16 protein-coding genes are annotated in these 15,790 nt (G+C 31.0%); 2 read left to right on the plus strand and 14 right to left on the minus strand.

The features are described from left to right. Positions 1-11 precede the first annotated feature (11 nt). The 4 genes from RMO53_RS10310 to RMO53_RS10325 form a co-directional block, all read right to left on the minus strand. Positions 12-659, minus strand: a complete 648-nt coding sequence (locus RMO53_RS10310) for an alpha/beta hydrolase-fold protein (RefSeq protein WP_310380294.1) — start codon at positions 657-659, stop codon at positions 12-14. Between the two features lie 307 nt (positions 660-966). Beyond that, a complete protein-coding gene (locus tag RMO53_RS10315; protein ID WP_310380296.1) occupies positions 967-1,296 on the minus strand; it encodes a hypothetical protein in 330 nt (109 codons plus the stop codon). 110 nt (positions 1,297-1,406) lie between these two features. Then, positions 1,407-2,660, minus strand: a complete 1,254-nt coding sequence (locus tag RMO53_RS10320; RefSeq protein WP_310380298.1) for a dihydroorotase — start codon at positions 2,658-2,660, stop codon at positions 1,407-1,409. A 30-nt stretch (positions 2,661-2,690) separates the two neighbouring features. Continuing rightward, positions 2,691-4,619, minus strand: coding sequence for a BatA and WFA domain-containing protein (locus RMO53_RS10325; protein ID WP_310380300.1), 1,929 nt, complete (start codon positions 4,617-4,619; stop codon positions 2,691-2,693). Between the two features lie 138 nt (positions 4,620-4,757). Here RMO53_RS10325 and RMO53_RS10330 point away from each other — a divergent pair, with 138 nt between their 5' ends. Beyond that, positions 4,758-5,870, plus strand: a complete 1,113-nt coding sequence (locus RMO53_RS10330; RefSeq protein ID WP_310380302.1) for a lactonase family protein — start codon at positions 4,758-4,760, stop codon at positions 5,868-5,870. A gap of 72 nt (positions 5,871-5,942) precedes the next feature. Here the strand turns inward: RMO53_RS10330 and RMO53_RS10335 are convergent, their stop codons facing one another. The 8 genes from RMO53_RS10335 to RMO53_RS10370 all read right to left on the minus strand — a co-directional run bounded on the left by RMO53_RS10335 (position 5,943) and on the right by RMO53_RS10370 (position 14,326). After that, entirely contained in the window at positions 5,943-7,292 is a 1,350-nt protein-coding gene (locus RMO53_RS10335) for a DEAD/DEAH box helicase (protein ID WP_310380304.1), read from the minus strand. Between the two features lie 242 nt (positions 7,293-7,534). Beyond that, a complete protein-coding gene (locus RMO53_RS10340; RefSeq protein ID WP_310380307.1) occupies positions 7,535-7,873 on the minus strand; it encodes a HepT-like ribonuclease domain-containing protein in 339 nt (112 codons plus the stop codon). Then, positions 7,866-8,165: a nucleotidyltransferase domain-containing protein gene (locus RMO53_RS10345; RefSeq protein ID WP_310380309.1), complete on the minus strand. Its 300-nt coding sequence runs from the start codon at positions 8,163-8,165 to the stop codon at positions 7,866-7,868. The genes RMO53_RS10340 and RMO53_RS10345 overlap by 8 nt, the downstream gene beginning before the upstream one ends. Before the next feature lie 101 nt (positions 8,166-8,266). Continuing rightward, positions 8,267-9,787 (minus strand): amidohydrolase family protein, encoded by a 1,521-nt coding sequence (locus RMO53_RS10350; RefSeq protein WP_310380311.1) that lies wholly within the window; start codon positions 9,785-9,787, stop codon positions 8,267-8,269. A 199-nt stretch (positions 9,788-9,986) separates the two neighbouring features. Continuing rightward, positions 9,987-10,928: a hypothetical protein gene (locus tag RMO53_RS10355; protein ID WP_310380313.1), complete on the minus strand. Its 942-nt coding sequence runs from the start codon at positions 10,926-10,928 to the stop codon at positions 9,987-9,989. Between the two features lie 251 nt (positions 10,929-11,179). After that, entirely contained in the window at positions 11,180-11,950 is a 771-nt protein-coding gene (locus tag RMO53_RS10360) for a TIGR02757 family protein (protein ID WP_310380314.1), read from the minus strand. Then, positions 11,943-13,625 (minus strand): LIC_10190 family membrane protein, encoded by a 1,683-nt coding sequence (locus tag RMO53_RS10365; RefSeq protein ID WP_310380315.1) that lies wholly within the window; start codon positions 13,623-13,625, stop codon positions 11,943-11,945. Before RMO53_RS10365 ends, RMO53_RS10360 begins: the two co-directional genes overlap by 8 nt. Positions 13,626-13,630: 5 nt before the next feature. Then, entirely contained in the window at positions 13,631-14,326 is a 696-nt protein-coding gene (locus RMO53_RS10370) for an ABC transporter ATP-binding protein (protein ID WP_310380316.1), read from the minus strand. A gap of 64 nt (positions 14,327-14,390) precedes the next feature. Between RMO53_RS10370 and RMO53_RS10375 the strand changes: the two genes are divergently transcribed. Continuing rightward, positions 14,391-14,693 (plus strand): hypothetical protein, encoded by a 303-nt coding sequence (locus RMO53_RS10375; protein WP_310380318.1) that lies wholly within the window; start codon positions 14,391-14,393, stop codon positions 14,691-14,693. 33 nt (positions 14,694-14,726) lie between these two features. On the opposite strand, the gene RMO53_RS10380 is transcribed toward RMO53_RS10375, so the two are convergent. Further along, on the minus strand, positions 14,727-15,026 hold the full coding sequence (locus RMO53_RS10380; RefSeq protein WP_310380320.1) for a DUF6787 family protein: 300 nt from the start codon (positions 15,024-15,026) through the stop codon (positions 14,727-14,729). Between the two features lie 32 nt (positions 15,027-15,058). After that, positions 15,059-15,490, minus strand: a complete 432-nt coding sequence (locus RMO53_RS10385) for a DUF6146 family protein (protein ID WP_310380322.1) — start codon at positions 15,488-15,490, stop codon at positions 15,059-15,061. Between the last annotated feature and the right edge of the window lie 300 nt (positions 15,491-15,790).

Below are 15,790 nucleotides of genomic sequence, written 5' to 3' on the forward strand. Positions count from 1 at the left end.
AATACAAAACACTAATTTTCTACCAGCCAATTCTTGAAATCATAAAAATTTTGTGGTGAAACGCCATGACCTATTGGGTATTCTTTATAGGTAATTGCAATGCCAAGATTCTCTAAAATTGCGGGTGTTTTTCTTGCCCAGTCAACAGGAATTACTTGATCTACAGTTCCGTGAGATGCAAATATTTTGAGTTTTGTCAAATTGTTTTTCAGGTAATCTTTAGTAGCAATTTCTAAATTCAAATAGCCACTCATAGCTACTACTTTGTCAATTTTTTCAGGATACGAAAGTGCTACTGCATAACCCAAAATTGCACCTTGACTAAAACCAATTAAAGAAACTTTTGAAGCATCAATAGGATAATTAGCAACCAATTCATCTATAAAAGTTGAAATTAAATCTCTAGATTCTCTAGCTTGCTCGTGATCCGAAAATTTATTTTGATCGGCATCAAAATTTATCGCATACCATGCATAACTCCCGAATTGCATGTTGTACGGTGCTCGAGCCGAAATGATATAATAATTGTCAGGCAATTCAGTCGCAAACGAAAATAAATCGTCTTCGTAGCTACCATAACCGTGAAGTAAAAGTAAAAGTGGGTTTTTGTCAAGAATAACTTTGGGCTCTTGTATTTTATATTCTAAAGATAAATTCATTTTAAAGTAATCAGAGTTTGGTTTTAAAATATTCAGTATCGAATCTTGAAATTTATTTATAAGTTTTACTTGCTTTAATAAAAACGGTTCTCGATACATTTTTTGTTCCGTTTTATTGCAAAAAAAACACTCGAACTGACGTTTTAAATAATTACACCCAACAGGTTAAATCAAGAAAAACCTTAAAAAACGTTAATTTGGTTAACCACAAAAGGGATATAGTTTCATAAAAGCCAAACTTAAATGACCTTAAATTCCTTATATGGTTTAAATTTTATTATTGATTTGTAAATTTTTCAGTGTGCTTTTACGAAATACTTTTCAGCCATTTTTGGAAATAAATTCCCAATAACGGTATGGGTTTTGTCTCGCCTTTTATGGCACTAAAAATTCCATAAGACCACAAAACAGAGACAAAAATCCACATGGGAGCAGAAATCATCAAGCTGTCAAAATTGCTTATGATTAATCCCAATGATATAAAAGTGAGTGTTATTCCTAATCCTTGACGAATATGAAAACTGGCAAATTCATTCTTGTCTTCCGAGTTCATAGACATCGCTATAAATACTCCAATTCCTAATATGTAACTTGTAATTGCGGCTGTTTTTCCAGCTTCGATGGTGTTGTTTTCCATTTTTATTTAACCACAAAGGTCACTAAGTTTTTTTCACGAAGTTCACAAAGTGTTTTTTATTTAATATTAGTGTTCTTTGTGCCCTCTTTGTGCACCTTGTGTTTAAATTTTTAGCCTAAAACTAACTTCCCTTGATTATAAATTCCATACACTTTTCCTTTCATTTCTACTCCCAGAAAAGCGGAGTTTTTTGATTTGGATAAAATGTTTTCTTTTGTAAAAACATTTTTACCTTCGGGACTAAAAAGCGTAAAACTTGCTTTTTGTCCTGCTTCGATTGGGTTTGTTTGTACTCCAAAAGTAGCTTTTCCTGCGGTTAATTTTTCGATGATAATTTCCATTGGTAACACGGTCATCAAAGTACCAAAAGCGCTTTCTAGCCCGATGGTTCCATTTTTGGCTCCATCAAATTCCATTTTTTTATGTTCTATATCAATCGGATTATGGTCTGATGTAATCATGTCAATTGTTCCTTCGAGAACTCCTTCAATCAAGGCTTTTCTATCGGTTTCGGTTCGCAAAGGTGGAGCAACTTTAAATCGTGTATCAAAACCATCGAGTTTTTCATCGGTCAAAACCAAATGGTGTATTGCAACACTACAAGTAACCTGCAATCTTTTGGATTTTGCTTCTCTAATTAATTGCACTGATTTTGCAGTAGAAATAGTTGGAATGTGTAATTTTCCACCAGTATATTCTAGTAGAAATAAGTTTCTAGAGATTTGCAATTCTTCGGCTAGATTTGGAATTCCTTTGAGTCCCAAACGCGTCGAAACAATACCTTCATTAGCAACACCATTACCTTTTATTTTTTCGTCTTGGGAGAAAGCAATCACTAATCCATCAAAATCCTGAACGTATTGCAAAGCTATTTTTAGTAAATTAGCATTGTCTAAACTTTTGTTATAATCTCCAAAAGCTAATGCACCCGCATTTTTCATATCAAACAATTCTGCCATGTCTTTTCCTTCACTTTGCTTGGTCAAAGCAGCAATCGGGAAAAGCTCCGTAGCACAACCAAAAGCTTTATTTTTCACAAAATTCACTTGAGATTGATTGTCAATAATCGGGTAGGAGTTGGGTTGGAGCGCGATGGCGGTAAAACCACTTTTGGCAGCAACTGTTAGTCCGTTTGCAATGGTTTCTCGGTCTTCAAAACCGGGTTCGCCAAGCGAAACACTCGAGTCAAACCAACCTTGTGAAAGGTGTAAGTTATCGAGTTTCACTTCGGTTGCATTTTCAGAATTTTGAAGTGAAGTTCCTATTTTTTTAATGATTCCATCAATAATTAAAATATCTACAATATTGTTGTGAAATGCACTTTTCGGGTCGATAATTTTTGCGTCTCGGATGATTGTGTTCATAATAATTATTTAATTATTTGAATTTCGTTTTTACTTTACGAATCGTATAATTGCCATTTCGGTTACCAGAAAAAGCAATGCAAATATAACAAACCATTTCCAAATTTGATTATCAGTCCTATCAGTTTGTAAAGTATCGAAAACAGTAGCAATTGAATCCAAAATTTTATAGTTCGAAAGTATATTTTCATTGGCTTGAACTAAATTACTTTCAGTTCGATTGTAGTTAAAACTTAAGTTTTCTACCCATTCTGTCTTGTTATAAATACTAAAATTTCCTGCTTGTTCGGGATAATCGTTGAATGTCATTTTGACTTTTGTACTCAAAATTTGCTGAATTGGAATAAAATCTTCAGCTGTATTTTTTACATTTAAAATAGCGTCTTTAGATAATAAAACATTTACAAAATAGGGATTGGTGGTGCCAATTGTAAAGGCATTGACGCCTGTATTTTGGTTTTGTAAAGCCATTTTATAAAAAACAGGAACAATCAAAGGCGATTGCTGAAAATTTGAATTTTCGCCATTTATTGGTGCCGAAAAAACAAAAACAGACCCAACCGTATTTTGCAACGAAGTTAAAAAAGCATACTGGTCTTCAAATGACAATATCGCTGAACTCTCACTTGTGATGGCGAAAGATTTGTTGGTTTTTGGATATTGAAAATTCGTAATTTTGTTTTCGAAAACACCACTAAATAAAGGATGATCGAAATTGATTTTGGTAATTCGTTTTTCTTTGTTTTCTAGTGATTTGAATTGGATGTTTCCAAAAGTGTTCAAAAAAGTATTAATTGTTTCAATCGAGCTCAAAGCTGAAGGGATTACAATTAAATTACCACCTTTGGCAACAAATGATTTCAAAGTAGTTTGCAATGCTTGTGGGATTTCGTTCAATTCATTCAGGACAATGGCATCTTGTTTTTCTAAACTATTGTAGTCTAATGACTGTAATGCAAAATTACTGTAATTGAACTCATCGTTAGTAAATATACGAGATAAAAAGTTATTTTTTTCTGCTTCGCCAATGCTCAAAATGTTGTTTTTTTTATCCTTCGAAATACTGAAAAATAAAATATTGTCATAAGCTAATCCTGGGTCAACAATTGAAACGTAGCCATGAAACTCCTTTTTAGGAATTGTAAAAAGTACGTTTTTTTTGTTGTTATCAAACGCTACAATCGTCTTGGCAATGAGTTTATTTTGGTTGTATAACGCCATCGAAACAGGTTTAAAATTACTGCCATAACCAGTTAAAGCAATATTTATTTGATAAAAATCATCCAAAGTTTGTTGTATGAAAACACTATCAATCGAGATGTTATTTTTTTGTTCTGCTTTTGGGACTATAAAATAAGTAGAGGCTGTTTTGTCGCTATTTTCTAGTTGTTTTGGAGTTATACCAACCGCATCTGTAATGATAATAATATCTTTTTTAGCAACTGATTGACGTGCATTTATCTTGTTTAGCACTTGGTCTAATTCAAATGGTGCAGCGCTGTATTTTAGATTTTGCAATTCGGTTCGAATTGATTTTATATCAGTATTCCAATAGTTTTCGGAGTTTGTCAATAAGGAAAAAGTACTTTTTTCTGGAGTTGCTTCGAGTAATTCTTGCACCGCACGTTTGAGCAATTCGCCTTGTTTGCCTTTGGCTTGCATGCTAAAGGAATTGTCCAGAACGATATACATTTCGTTGTTAGCATTTTTGCTGTCTTTTGCATCAAAATAAGGCTGTGCAAAAGCGAAAATGATACACGTAAGCAATAATATTCGAGTGGCGAGAAGCAACCATTTCTTGATTTTCGAGCTCTTTCTGGTTTGAATGGAAAGTTCTTTTAGAAACCTAACATTAGTAAAATATTCCTTTTTGAATCTTCGCAATTGAAACAGGTGAACCAAAATTGGAACAATCAATAGGAATAGAAAGTATAAAATTTCGGGATGTTTGAAGTGCATTCTGATTTTAATTTGGGTCAAAAGTACAAATTTGTATACAGTTTTTGATGAAGTTGTTATAATTTTTCAAAGAGAGAAATAGAAGCCAATTATTGTAGAATTATTGTGTATTTTAGCTTTTCAATAAAAGGTATCATTATGAAAAAATCGTTCGCTTTTCTATTTATAATTTCAATTTTTACAACCGTGCAAGCACAAGAAAACAACATCAATTTAATAGTTGGAACCTACACTAATAGCTGTGACAGCAAAGGAATTTATGTATATAATTTTGATATAAATTCAGGGGATTTCAAATTAAAAAACATTTCAGAAAGCATTGTGAATCCAAGTTATTTGACACTTTCTAATGACAATACATTTATTTATGCGGTATATGAAAATGGCGATCAAAGTAGTGTTGGCTCGTTTGAATTTAATGCAAACAGCGGAAAATTAAGCCTTCTAAACAAGCAAAGTTCTCAAGGTGCTAATCCTTGTTACATCATTAACGATGATAAAAATGTGATTGTGGCTAATTATTCTGGTGGAAATATTTCGGTTTTTGGAAAAAAAAATGACGGAACTTTAACCGAAGCCAAACAAGTAATTCAGCATTTTGGTAAAAGCATTAATACACAAAGACAAGAAAGTCCTCATGTGCACATGGTTTATTTTTCGCCAGACAAAAAATTTGTTTTAGCAAATGATCTGGGGAATGATAAAGTTTATGTATACAGCTATAATGCAAGTGGCGAAAAGGATGTTCTGAAACTAAAAGGCACTATTTCAGTAACTGCAGGAAGTGGACCAAGACATTTGACGTTTAGTAAAAATGGTAAATTTGTATATGTTTTACAGGAATTAAATGGAGGATTAACGGTTTTTAGCTACGCTAAAGGAGTTTTAAAAAAGATTGATGAAACCACCATTTTAGCCAAAGATTATAAAGGAACTTTCAGCTCAGCCGACCTACATTTTTCGCCAGATGGAAAATTTTTATACGCATCGAATAGAGGCGAAGCCAATACGATTTCGATTTTTAAAGTATTAAAAAACGGAAAATTAGAGTCCAAAGGGCAAACGAGTTCTTTGGGGAAAGGACCACGAAATTTTGCAATTGATCCAACCGGAAATTTTTTATTAGTTGGGCATCACTATTCAAACACTATTGTGATTTTTAAAATTGATAAAACTACAGGAAGCCTAACGGATACTGGAAAAAAGATTGAGTTGTGCGCACCAGTTTGTTTGGTTTTTGGAAAAATTTAGCCTCAAGTAATCAGTATTCAGTTTTTTAGCAATAGTTCTAAGTTGAACACTAAAAAACTGAATACCGAACACTTATTTTTTATCCTTACGTTTCTTGGCCTGATTTTTCAACATATTTCTATTGACAGAACCGTGTGTTTTTTTCTTGGTTACACCTGGTCCACCAAGATTAACTTTTTTATTCTTTTTACTTTTTTCTTGAAAAGCACCTTCACCTTCTAGTTTTTGCTTTTTCATCAAAAATTTAATAGGCTGTCTGTCTTTTTCGGGTTCGATAAGTTTCAACGAAATTTCGACAGTCTCGGGAAAAACTTCGTAGGGTAATTCAAGATTCATTAACACTTCAATCTCCACTTTCGATTCTTCTTCACGAGGAGTAATTAAGCTGATAGCAGTTCCAGTTGCATCTGCACGACCCGTTCGCCCAATACGGTGCATATATAATTCAGGCATTTCGGGCATTTCGAAGTTGATTACATGGGTAATATTCGAAATATCTAAACCTCTTGCCATAATATCGGTAGTGATTAATCCACGAAGATTTCCTTCTTGGAAAGTAGCCATGGTACTCAAACGATAATTCTGTGATTTATTAGAGTGAATAACGCCAAATTGTCCTTCAAAATCTTCTTCGATTCGCTCGTGAACCATATCCGAAATCTTTTTGTTATTTACAAAAACTAACACGCGACTCATGTCCTCGTTGGTTTGTAGTAAGTGTTTTAAAAGATTTATTTTGGTATTAAAATTCGGAACTTGATAGGTAAATTGTTTGATATTCTCAAGTGGTGTTCCTGATGCCGAAAGGGTAACTTCTTGAGGATAATCAAAATAATCATTCAAAATAGCGTCAACCTCATCGGTCATCGTTGCCGAAAAAAGTATGTTTTGTCGTTTTTTTGGCATCATAGCCAAAATAGAAGTCAATTGAGTGCGGAAACCTAAATTTAGCATTTCGTCAAACTCATCAATGACTAATTTTTGCATTTCTTCAAAACGGATTACATTGTCCAATGTTAAATCCATAACTCGTCCTGGTGTTCCTACTAGAATATCGCAGCCTTTATATACAGTGGTTTTTTGAGTATTGATATTGACACCTCCAAAAATCCCTACGGTACGCACAGACATATATTGAGTCAATTTCTCTACCTCTTCTACCACTTGAACTACCAATTCTCGTGTAGGAACTAGTATTACAATTTTTGGAGTATGACCGGGTGTAAATTTGTATAATTTTAATAATGGTAAAAGGTAGGCAAATGTTTTACCTGTTCCTGTTTGAGCAATTCCCATCATATCGCGACCCGACATAATCACCGAAAATGATTTTTCCTGAATAGGTGTAGGTGTAACAAAACCTAAATCATCTATCGCTTTTTGTACGGATTTTGGGAGATTGAATTTTTCGAAAGTACTCATTTTGCTTAAAATTTGTGCAAAGGTACGTTATTTCTAACTAATGCAATATTTCGTTTGTTGCGTTAGGTTTTTGAATTCTCGGAATTTGCTTAGGCTTTACCGCTAAAGTTCCGCCGCTTTATTCCAGTTGCGGCTATTGAAACATTTTGGTTTCCATTACTAGAAAATGAAGTTACGGAAAATATATTTTCCACAAGCACAATTCGAGCAATTGAATAAAACCGTTGTTGGCAAATAGTGCTTTATTCTTCCAATAAAATTTCAACTTCCTTTTGTAAAACAGGTAAGTTTTTAACTACAATTCCCCAAACTACATCATCAGAAACAGAATCGTAACCATGAATTATTCTATTTCTAACATCAACAATTTTTCTTGAATTTGAGATTTGAATTCCACTATTTTCTTTAAGAATTCGGCTCATTGCTTCTCCAATAATTTCAATGTTTCTCTCTACAGCTCGTTTTGTTCTCAAATCATTTTGATAAATTTCAAACTTTTTGGGAGTGTCGACATAATAACTTTCAATTTCGTTTATGGAACTTAAAATGTCATAGAGCCAAGTTTTGATATTATTATCCATAAATCAATTTTTTACTTTGATTTAGAGTTATTCTGAAGTAGGGATTTTTTATTGCTTTTTCTTCCAATAAGTCAACGCTCCTTTTAAATATATTTTCCAATGAGAATTTGAGATCATAATAATTGTCTCCATAATCAAGTACATCTAATTGTTCAAAATCTACAATTAAGTCTACGTCACTTTCATTATTGAACTTGTCCGTTAATACTGAACCAAATGCATACAGAGATTTAACTTTATGCGTTTTGCATAAATTCAATATGTCTTTATTATGATTTTCTATTAAGTTCATTTTATTTATTTACAATTTCAAAATTACATAAAAAAAGTTAGATTTCTATTTTCTAGTATTTTTTTAGCATTTTTGCAAACTGCTGTTGGCAGATAGTGCATTTATTTTATATATTCGTCAATTTTTATAACTCTATTTTCATTGTTAGCATTTTCTATTGCTTTTAGTATTGTTGCGATTTGTACTTTATTGATCATATTTTTGTCAAAGAAAACAAATTCTATTGTTTTTGTGTTTTTAATATCTTCTAATGGATTTTTGGAAAGTAGCACTAAATCTGAATTATATCCGATTTTAATTTTTCCAGTATTTCTTTTCATCCAGTTGCTCGGCTCAACTGTGGCAGAATAAAGTGTTTGAGAGTTTGTCATTCCAGATTTTGATAACGATTGTAATTCATTATGAAGTGAAAATCCTGGAACCATAGTTGAAACATTTGCATCTGTTCCAGCCATAATCGTAACTTTATTGTCAACAAGTGCTTTTGTCATAATATGAATTGCTTCTACATAAGTTGCCCAAAAAATTGCTGATAATTTTCTTGCTTCGAGATTATCTTCTCCATCATATTCATATCCATTTTTACTTGGTAACCAACCTAATTTGTAAATTGGTGTTCCTTCAATAATTTTAGGATTTGCATATTTTAGTTCTATTTTTTTAAGTTCCGATTTTAAATCAAATCTTTGTTTTGGAAAACTTTCAATTAACGAAATAGTAGAAGTTACACAAATATTGTTTTCTTTTAATTTTTTTGCAATTTTGTTTGAATTTGCTTTTAAAAAATTTAGATATTCTTTGGGATTTTTAGAAATTGATTTTCCAAAATCATCTATATTTTTGACAGTTATTTCTTCAACGTGAGCAATTTCTTTTTGACCTGATAGATAAAATATTTCTAAATTAACTAATGGAATATGACCAATAACTGGAATTTTATATTTTTCGGCAATTTCTATTGTAGTTTTAAACATTTCGGGATTAACAAAACCGTACATTTTAACAGCATCATAACCTTGTTCTTTTGTATTCTTTATTTCCTTATCAGCATCTTCTTTTGTTGAATAATTGATTGATTGTCTAGTCCAACGATAATAATGACCTGTTAATCCATTCTCACTAAATATTGGTGGTGATGCAATAAACATTCTTGGTCCAATACCGTTTTTTTCTATTGATTTTCTCCATTCCAATGCAATTTGTCTTCCAGCCATTTCTCTAACAGAAGTTACTCCATTAACTAAATATAAAAATAAATCGTTTTTGCTTTCTTTTAAATGAACGTGAGAATCAATAAGACCGGGAATTAAATATTTATCTATTCCATCAATTATAAATGCATTTATTTCGGCAAGTTGATTTTCTCCTAAACGAATTATTTTGCCGTTTTTTATGATTACATCTTGATTTTTAATGAAATGACTACAATCTTCTGAAAGTATGTTTACGTTTTTTATATGAATTATTTCGGTTGGTTTTACAATTGAAGAAATATCAATAACTTTTGTTGATTTTCCTAAAACTTTATTTAATTCATTATCTGCCCACCAGAAACTAATAGTAGTTAAAATAAAGAGAGTTAGTAATGTGTAAAGGAACTTTTTTGATTTTAGTATTTTCATTTATTTTTTAAAAATTTTACATTTTGGTCGGTTTTCTATTCGGTGCGATTGCATTTCTGCCAACGTTCCGGCGCTTGGCGAGGTTGCGAGATTCGGAACCGACTATTTTCTGTTAAAGATAAAATTTCTTGCGAGAAATAAACGTGAATTTACTACAAAATTAGCAATCTTGCCAAACGCCTGTTACCAGCAGTATTTATTAATTTAAGTTTTTCACTTCTTTACTTTTGTATAATTGAACTATCTTTTCTGTAGTTTCTGCGTTTTCATTTTTCGATAATTCTACAAGAGTTTTAAGTGCCAATTCTTCATCATCATATATAAAAGTAACTTTTTCAAGACATTTTATTATCTCTCTTGAAGTATAATTAAAGCTTGAACTATAACCAATTTCAAATTCAAATAGAGATTGATCTAAAAATGCTTTTAACGCAATATTAAAGTTACCTTTTAGAAAGGCAATTTGAGCATTTTGAGATAATAATTCTTTTTTTAATCGTTGAGATTCAGCAGATAATTTTCTGTTATGATTCTTTTCATTTAAATCAATTTTTGAATTTAATTGTTTAACTTTTTCTTCTAATGATTCTTTCAGAGAACTTAATTGTTGCGTTAAATTATCATTGTAAGATTTGATTAAATCTTGATAATTACTTATGTTTACTCTACTATCTTCTTTAATTTCTGTTCTCGTTTTATCAATAAAATCAGTGAATTTTTCTGTTAAACTGTTTATACTCAAAGTTACATCTTCTTGAAGTTTGGCTTGTGTTTGGTTCATTTCCGAAATGTTTTCAGAAGTTAAAGATGAAATTTTTTCTGTGAATTCACTTAAAGCGTCTTTTTTTACTCCTGCAATTTTAGAGTCAATTTCACTCATTGCTTCTTTTACTTTCTTATCATTAAACCACCAATTGCTACCAAAAACTAATAACACCGCAGTTCCTAATCCTCCTAATGCGTAAAAAATTGTTTTAAGAATATCATCATTTGCTTCCACCTGATTTTGATATAACATTTTATATGCTTTTGCTTCAGTTAGCTCATTTTTTTCTTTTTCAGGAATATTGCTTTCAGATACAGTATTGTCTTTAAATGAAAATAAAAGTGGTAATATCAATAGTAATAATGCTTTTTTCATAATTATAATTTCTGCTTTTTTTATTAAAAATTGTGTTAGATTCTTGATTCTGCGCGAATATTGCTGGTAACTCATTTATACTACTCACATTATCATACTAAGCCACCCAATTTTGGGTTGCTATGTGTGACAAATGTTACATAATATTTAATTCCAAATATATAGATATTTTATTACAAATAATCAAATGGATTTTTAATTATTTAATGTTTTTTTTGCTTCTAATTATTTGTAAATCTGAATGCTATCTATCAAAACCCTTCAAAAATACCCAGACCAAACAAAGCAAAATCATATTTTACGGGATCATTTGGGTCGAGTTTCCGTAGTTGAGAATCTAATTCTGCTAAAGCTTTTCCGTCATTTTGTTTTCGTGTGAGTATACCTAGCTTTCGAGCCACATTGCCAGAATGAACATCAAGCGGACACGATAGGAGTGAAGGCGAAATGTTTTTCCAAATGCCCAAATCTACGCCTTTGTTGTCTTGGCGGACCATCCACCGCAAATACATATTAATGCGTTTCGCAGCAGAATTGTTCAGCGGATCCGAAATGTGTTTTTGCGTTCTATATTCATGCGGAATTTGGAAAAATACTTTCTTGAATTCGTGGATATTATTTTGAAGATTTATAGTGTTGTTAGTCATGTTTTTCGAAAAAACCGCTTCAAGTCCGTCGTGATTTTTATAAATGTGTTGCAATCCCTTAATAAAACTACAAAAATCTTGCCCGTTGAAGGTTCTGTGAACAAAGGAATCTAATTTTTTTATATCTGTTTCAGTATGTGCCATCACAAAATCATAAGGAGAATTCCCCATTAAATTCATCATTTTATGGGCGTTTTTGATAATCATTTTACGGTTTCCCCATGCGATTGTCGCACTCAAAAAACCAGCAATTTCTATGTCTTCTTTTTGGGAAAACAAATGCGGAATTTGCACCGGATCACTCTCTATAAAGTCAAGTGTGTTGTATTGTATGACTTTTTCGTCGAGGAAAGATTTGAGCTCTATTTTATTCATCTTTAATTGTGGATTTTGAATAAAATCCGTCACCTAAATTCGATGTTCGAAGTTGAGGTTTGAAATGGTATTTCTTTTTTAAATAGTCTATTTGAACTTTGTTCACACAAGGCAATTCCCCATTTGCTGTTCCGTAAAAGAAGAAGTTTTCTGTGGGAGAATAATAGTTCAAATTTCCTTCTTTTATTTTTTCGAATTTTATTTCGGCATATTTCGAATTTTTGTTGGGTGTTAAAATTTGATTCCAACTGTTTTTTTCTGTTTGTTGATGGAGTTTGTTTTCTGTAAAATTTTTATAATCTATAAATTCTATTAGAATCATTGGTAAAACAATCGAAATTAATACTGCATACTGAATGAATTTGATACTTGTTTTAAAATGAGTGAAAATAGAATTTAAAATCAAAACGGAAAAAAATACAAATTCAGGAAGGAAAAAGCGAAATTGTGGTGAAGTTAATAACAGTATAATGAAGTGAATTAAAAAAATTATATACAGAATTTTATATCTGATTTGTGTCTGAATTTTTTTTGTAAAAATTCCGATTCCAAACAAAAACAGCATTCCCACATTGAAAATTCGGTTGATTCCACCAAGATGAAGCCAAGAATCTAATTTTTGTAATAAAGTAGGATTATGTAAAGCACTATTTTTAAAATAACCTGCTTTTTGTGTGATATAAGAAATAAATTCCAATAGTTCTTGAGGGATTTTCCAATCGGTATTAATAGGAAATACATTTAACGGATATAAAGGATAACCCGTAATAATTGTGTTTTTAATAATTAAAACCGCTGCAACTACTGCTCCAGAAATCAATAAAAAAAGGATTCTTTTTTTATTGTTGTAGGCAAGATAAATTATTATTAAAACAAAAGGTGCAATAGTGATTTTTACTAGAATTAGAAAAAGAAATAAAAGGGTTATAATTTTAAAATTATCAAGGCTATCTTCTTTATCTAAAAAATAATAAAAAAGTATTTGTGAAATTAATACTATTGATAAATCTGGGGAAGGCGCATTTATAAATTGGAAAAATAAAATATTGAATCCTAGAACAAGCCCAATCCAATGAATTTCGCTATTGATTTTATTTCTTTTTTCAAATTCAGTAATAAAATATAAAGAGGATAAGTTTAACAAAAAGCCATTGAGATCATTGCTTCTATCGGTCAAAAAATTAAAATTAAAACCTGCTTGTAAAACATGAAATGAAGAATTTTGACCAAAATAGATGTGTAAATTCCCTAAGCCTTTTACATAGCCATATTCATTCAACCACTTTATAGTTTGAATATAATAACTCTCATTATCAATTATAAATGGAAATTGTGCGCATTTGTATAGTGAAAAAATAAAAATTGAAACAACACTAAGCTTTGAAATAGTGGAAAGATTTTTTAAATCAGATTTTATTCCTTTTAGATTTTCTTTTATTTCTTTTGATTTCCAAATTGATAATCCAATTGAGAGTATAAAGTTTGCAATAAATAGTTCTAATCCAATTTTGAAAAAGAAAGCACAAATGCTCAATCCCAAACATTGAATAAAAATCCCTAAAAAAATTGGAATATAATTTCCAGTGGATTTTAAATTTAATAGCGATTTCAGTGCAATCCCAGTGGGAATAAAGAATAGAAGTAGAACTAACCAACTTAATGCTATTAATATCATAACTTTTAATTACTAATCAAACCATCGACCATTACCAATTTTCTATCGGCCATGTTGGCGAGTTCTTCGTTGTGGGTTACTATCACAAAAGTTTGTCCAAATTCGTCTCGAAGTTTAAAAAATAATTGATGCAAATTTTCGGCCGATGCGGTGTCTAAATTCCCTGAAGGTTCATCCGCAAAAATGATTGCTGGTTTGTTGATTAAAGCTCTGGCAACGGCAACACGTTGTTGTTCACCACCTGAAAGTTCGTTTGGTTTGTGATTGATGCGGTGTGAAAGCCCGAGATAATCTAGTAATTTTTTAGCTTCGATTTCGGTTTCTTGTTTGGATTTATTGGCAATAAAAGCTGGAATACACACGTTTTCTAGAGCTGAAAATTCAGGTAATAATTGATGAAACTGAAAGATAAATCCCAAATTCAAATTCCTGAATTTAGATAATGCCTTATCATTCATCGTCAAAACATCTTCGCCGTTGATTTGCAATGTTATACTGTTTTCGATTGTAAGTTTAGTTCGGCTCTGTTCGCTTTTCAAGCTCGGTTGGTCTAGTGTTCCAAGGATTTGTAAAAGCGTTGTTTTTCCAGCACCAGAAGCGCCAACAATGGAAACGATTTCACCTTTCTCGATATGCAAATCAACGCCTTTGAGTACTTGCAGTTGGTCGTAATATTTATGTATGTTTTTTGCGTGTATCATTTTGGAATAATTTTCACAAAGAAACAAAGATTTTCTATATTTACCTTGAAAAACAATAAATGAAATGACAAAAGAAGATCAGGTAATTATTCAGGAAGAAACACTTTCAAAAAACAAAAAATTACTTTTCGGATTGTTTTTTGACGCTATAGGAATGCTTTCGTTTACGGTTCCATTTATTGGAGAATTTTCGGATGTGATTTGGGCACCATTAGCGGGATTTCTTATGACTTGGATGTACAAAGGCCGTGTTGGAAAAATTGCTGGAGTTTTGACTTTTGTTGAAGAAATTATTCCGTTTAGTGATTTTATTCCTAGTTTTACCTTGACTTGGATTTATACTTATGTTATAAAAAAGGAAAAATAAGACTAAAAAAAAATTAATTTAAAATGGCTTTTTTTATTTAAAGAGAAATCCCAACCCCATACTTTTTAGCATTTTTTTTTCGAAATTCCAAAAAAATGTAAATTGACCAAATAGGAAACCAATGGAAACTAAAAGCACTTGGTATATTGGAAATATCAAAATCAACCGAAGCGGAATAAACAAAAATCCTAGAGATTCTTTAGTAATTCCTAACCAAAGGCAAACTGGTTTTGACAAAAATGCAGAAGCCGAGCCTGTAATTGCAAAAACAATAAATATAATTGTAAGTTGAAAATTGGACTCAATTCCCCAGCGTTGTTTTAATTTTTCCATCTCTATTTATAATGATTACAAATATAATAACATTATCTTGATGGAACATTACCAAATAGTTTTTGATTGAATGTATTTTGAAAATAAATCATGTAATTATAAATCAAATAATTCACCTCATATCCATAATTAATGTTTGAATCATAATTAATAGACATTCCATATAAATTTGGGTTATAGCTCATAGTTTGCATTACTCGACTATTCCACTCGCTAATATATACTCGATTTTTATTTTCTAAATAACTTTGTGAATGATAATTTCGAGGATAAGCTCTTGAAGCGAGCCAAGTACTAAAACCAGCATCAATAATAATTACTTCATATTCCAAGGAATCATTTGCAATACGAATGGTATCGTTTTTTGCTACAACATGTTTTTCAATACCTGAAACCAAAGGTTTTGTAGGTTTACAAGCAAGAATTGTTAGCAATATTAATAGGATATAAATGCTATTCTTCATGATAGAAAATTGAAACATAAAATTACAAAAATAAACAGTTCGTTGTTCGTTTTTTAGCATAAAAAAAGGCGTTTACGAGTTGTAAACGACTTTTAAATAAAAATTATTTAAGGTATTTAAGTAACTAGAAAGATATATTGTCGTAATATCAAAATAGGGAAAAAAGTTTTTGCCACAGATTTCAAAGATTAAAAAGATTTTTAAGCTGTGTAACGAATCAATCTGTGTTAATCTTTGAAATCTGTGGCAAATTAATTTAGTGCTTCACTAAATGAGACATTAAATTTTGACTTTTACTTA

It is taken from the genome of Flavobacterium sp., from assembly GCF_031409475.1.
Lineage (GTDB): Bacteria > Bacteroidota > Bacteroidia > Flavobacteriales > Flavobacteriaceae > Flavobacterium.

Bases quoted from the DNA above. Each gene is read 5' to 3' on its own strand.
- RMO53_RS10355 (WP_310380313.1), bottom strand. From the start codon at position 10,928: ATGAAAAAAGCATTATTACTATTGATATTACCACTTTTATTTTCATTT.
- RMO53_RS10345 (WP_310380309.1), bottom strand. From the start codon at position 8,165: ATGAACTTAATAGAAAATCATAATAAAGACATATTGAATTTATGCAAA.
- RMO53_RS10380 (WP_310380320.1), bottom strand. From the start codon at position 15,026: ATGGAAAAATTAAAACAACGCTGGGGAATTGAGTCCAATTTTCAACTT.
- RMO53_RS10340 (WP_310380307.1), bottom strand. From the start codon at position 7,873: ATGGATAATAATATCAAAACTTGGCTCTATGACATTTTAAGTTCCATA.
- RMO53_RS10335 (WP_310380304.1), bottom strand. From the start codon at position 7,292: ATGAGTACTTTCGAAAAATTCAATCTCCCAAAATCCGTACAAAAAGCG.
- RMO53_RS10315 (WP_310380296.1), bottom strand. From the start codon at position 1,296: ATGGAAAACAACACCATCGAAGCTGGAAAAACAGCCGCAATTACAAGT.
- RMO53_RS10330 (WP_310380302.1), top strand. From the start codon at position 4,758: ATGAAAAAATCGTTCGCTTTTCTATTTATAATTTCAATTTTTACAACC.
- RMO53_RS10360 (WP_310380314.1), bottom strand. From the start codon at position 11,950: ATGAATAAAATAGAGCTCAAATCTTTCCTCGACGAAAAAGTCATACAA.
- RMO53_RS10370 (WP_310380316.1), bottom strand. From the start codon at position 14,326: ATGATACACGCAAAAAACATACATAAATATTACGACCAACTGCAAGTA.
- RMO53_RS10325 (WP_310380300.1), bottom strand. From the start codon at position 4,619: ATGCACTTCAAACATCCCGAAATTTTATACTTTCTATTCCTATTGATT.
- RMO53_RS10320 (WP_310380298.1), bottom strand. From the start codon at position 2,660: ATGAACACAATCATCCGAGACGCAAAAATTATCGACCCGAAAAGTGCA.
- RMO53_RS10365 (WP_310380315.1), bottom strand. From the start codon at position 13,625: ATGATATTAATAGCATTAAGTTGGTTAGTTCTACTTCTATTCTTTATT.
- RMO53_RS10385 (WP_310380322.1), bottom strand. From the start codon at position 15,490: ATGAAGAATAGCATTTATATCCTATTAATATTGCTAACAATTCTTGCT.
- RMO53_RS10350 (WP_310380311.1), bottom strand. From the start codon at position 9,787: ATGAAAATACTAAAATCAAAAAAGTTCCTTTACACATTACTAACTCTC.
- RMO53_RS10310 (WP_310380294.1), bottom strand. From the start codon at position 659: ATGAATTTATCTTTAGAATATAAAATACAAGAGCCCAAAGTTATTCTT.
- RMO53_RS10375 (WP_310380318.1), top strand. From the start codon at position 14,391: ATGACAAAAGAAGATCAGGTAATTATTCAGGAAGAAACACTTTCAAAA.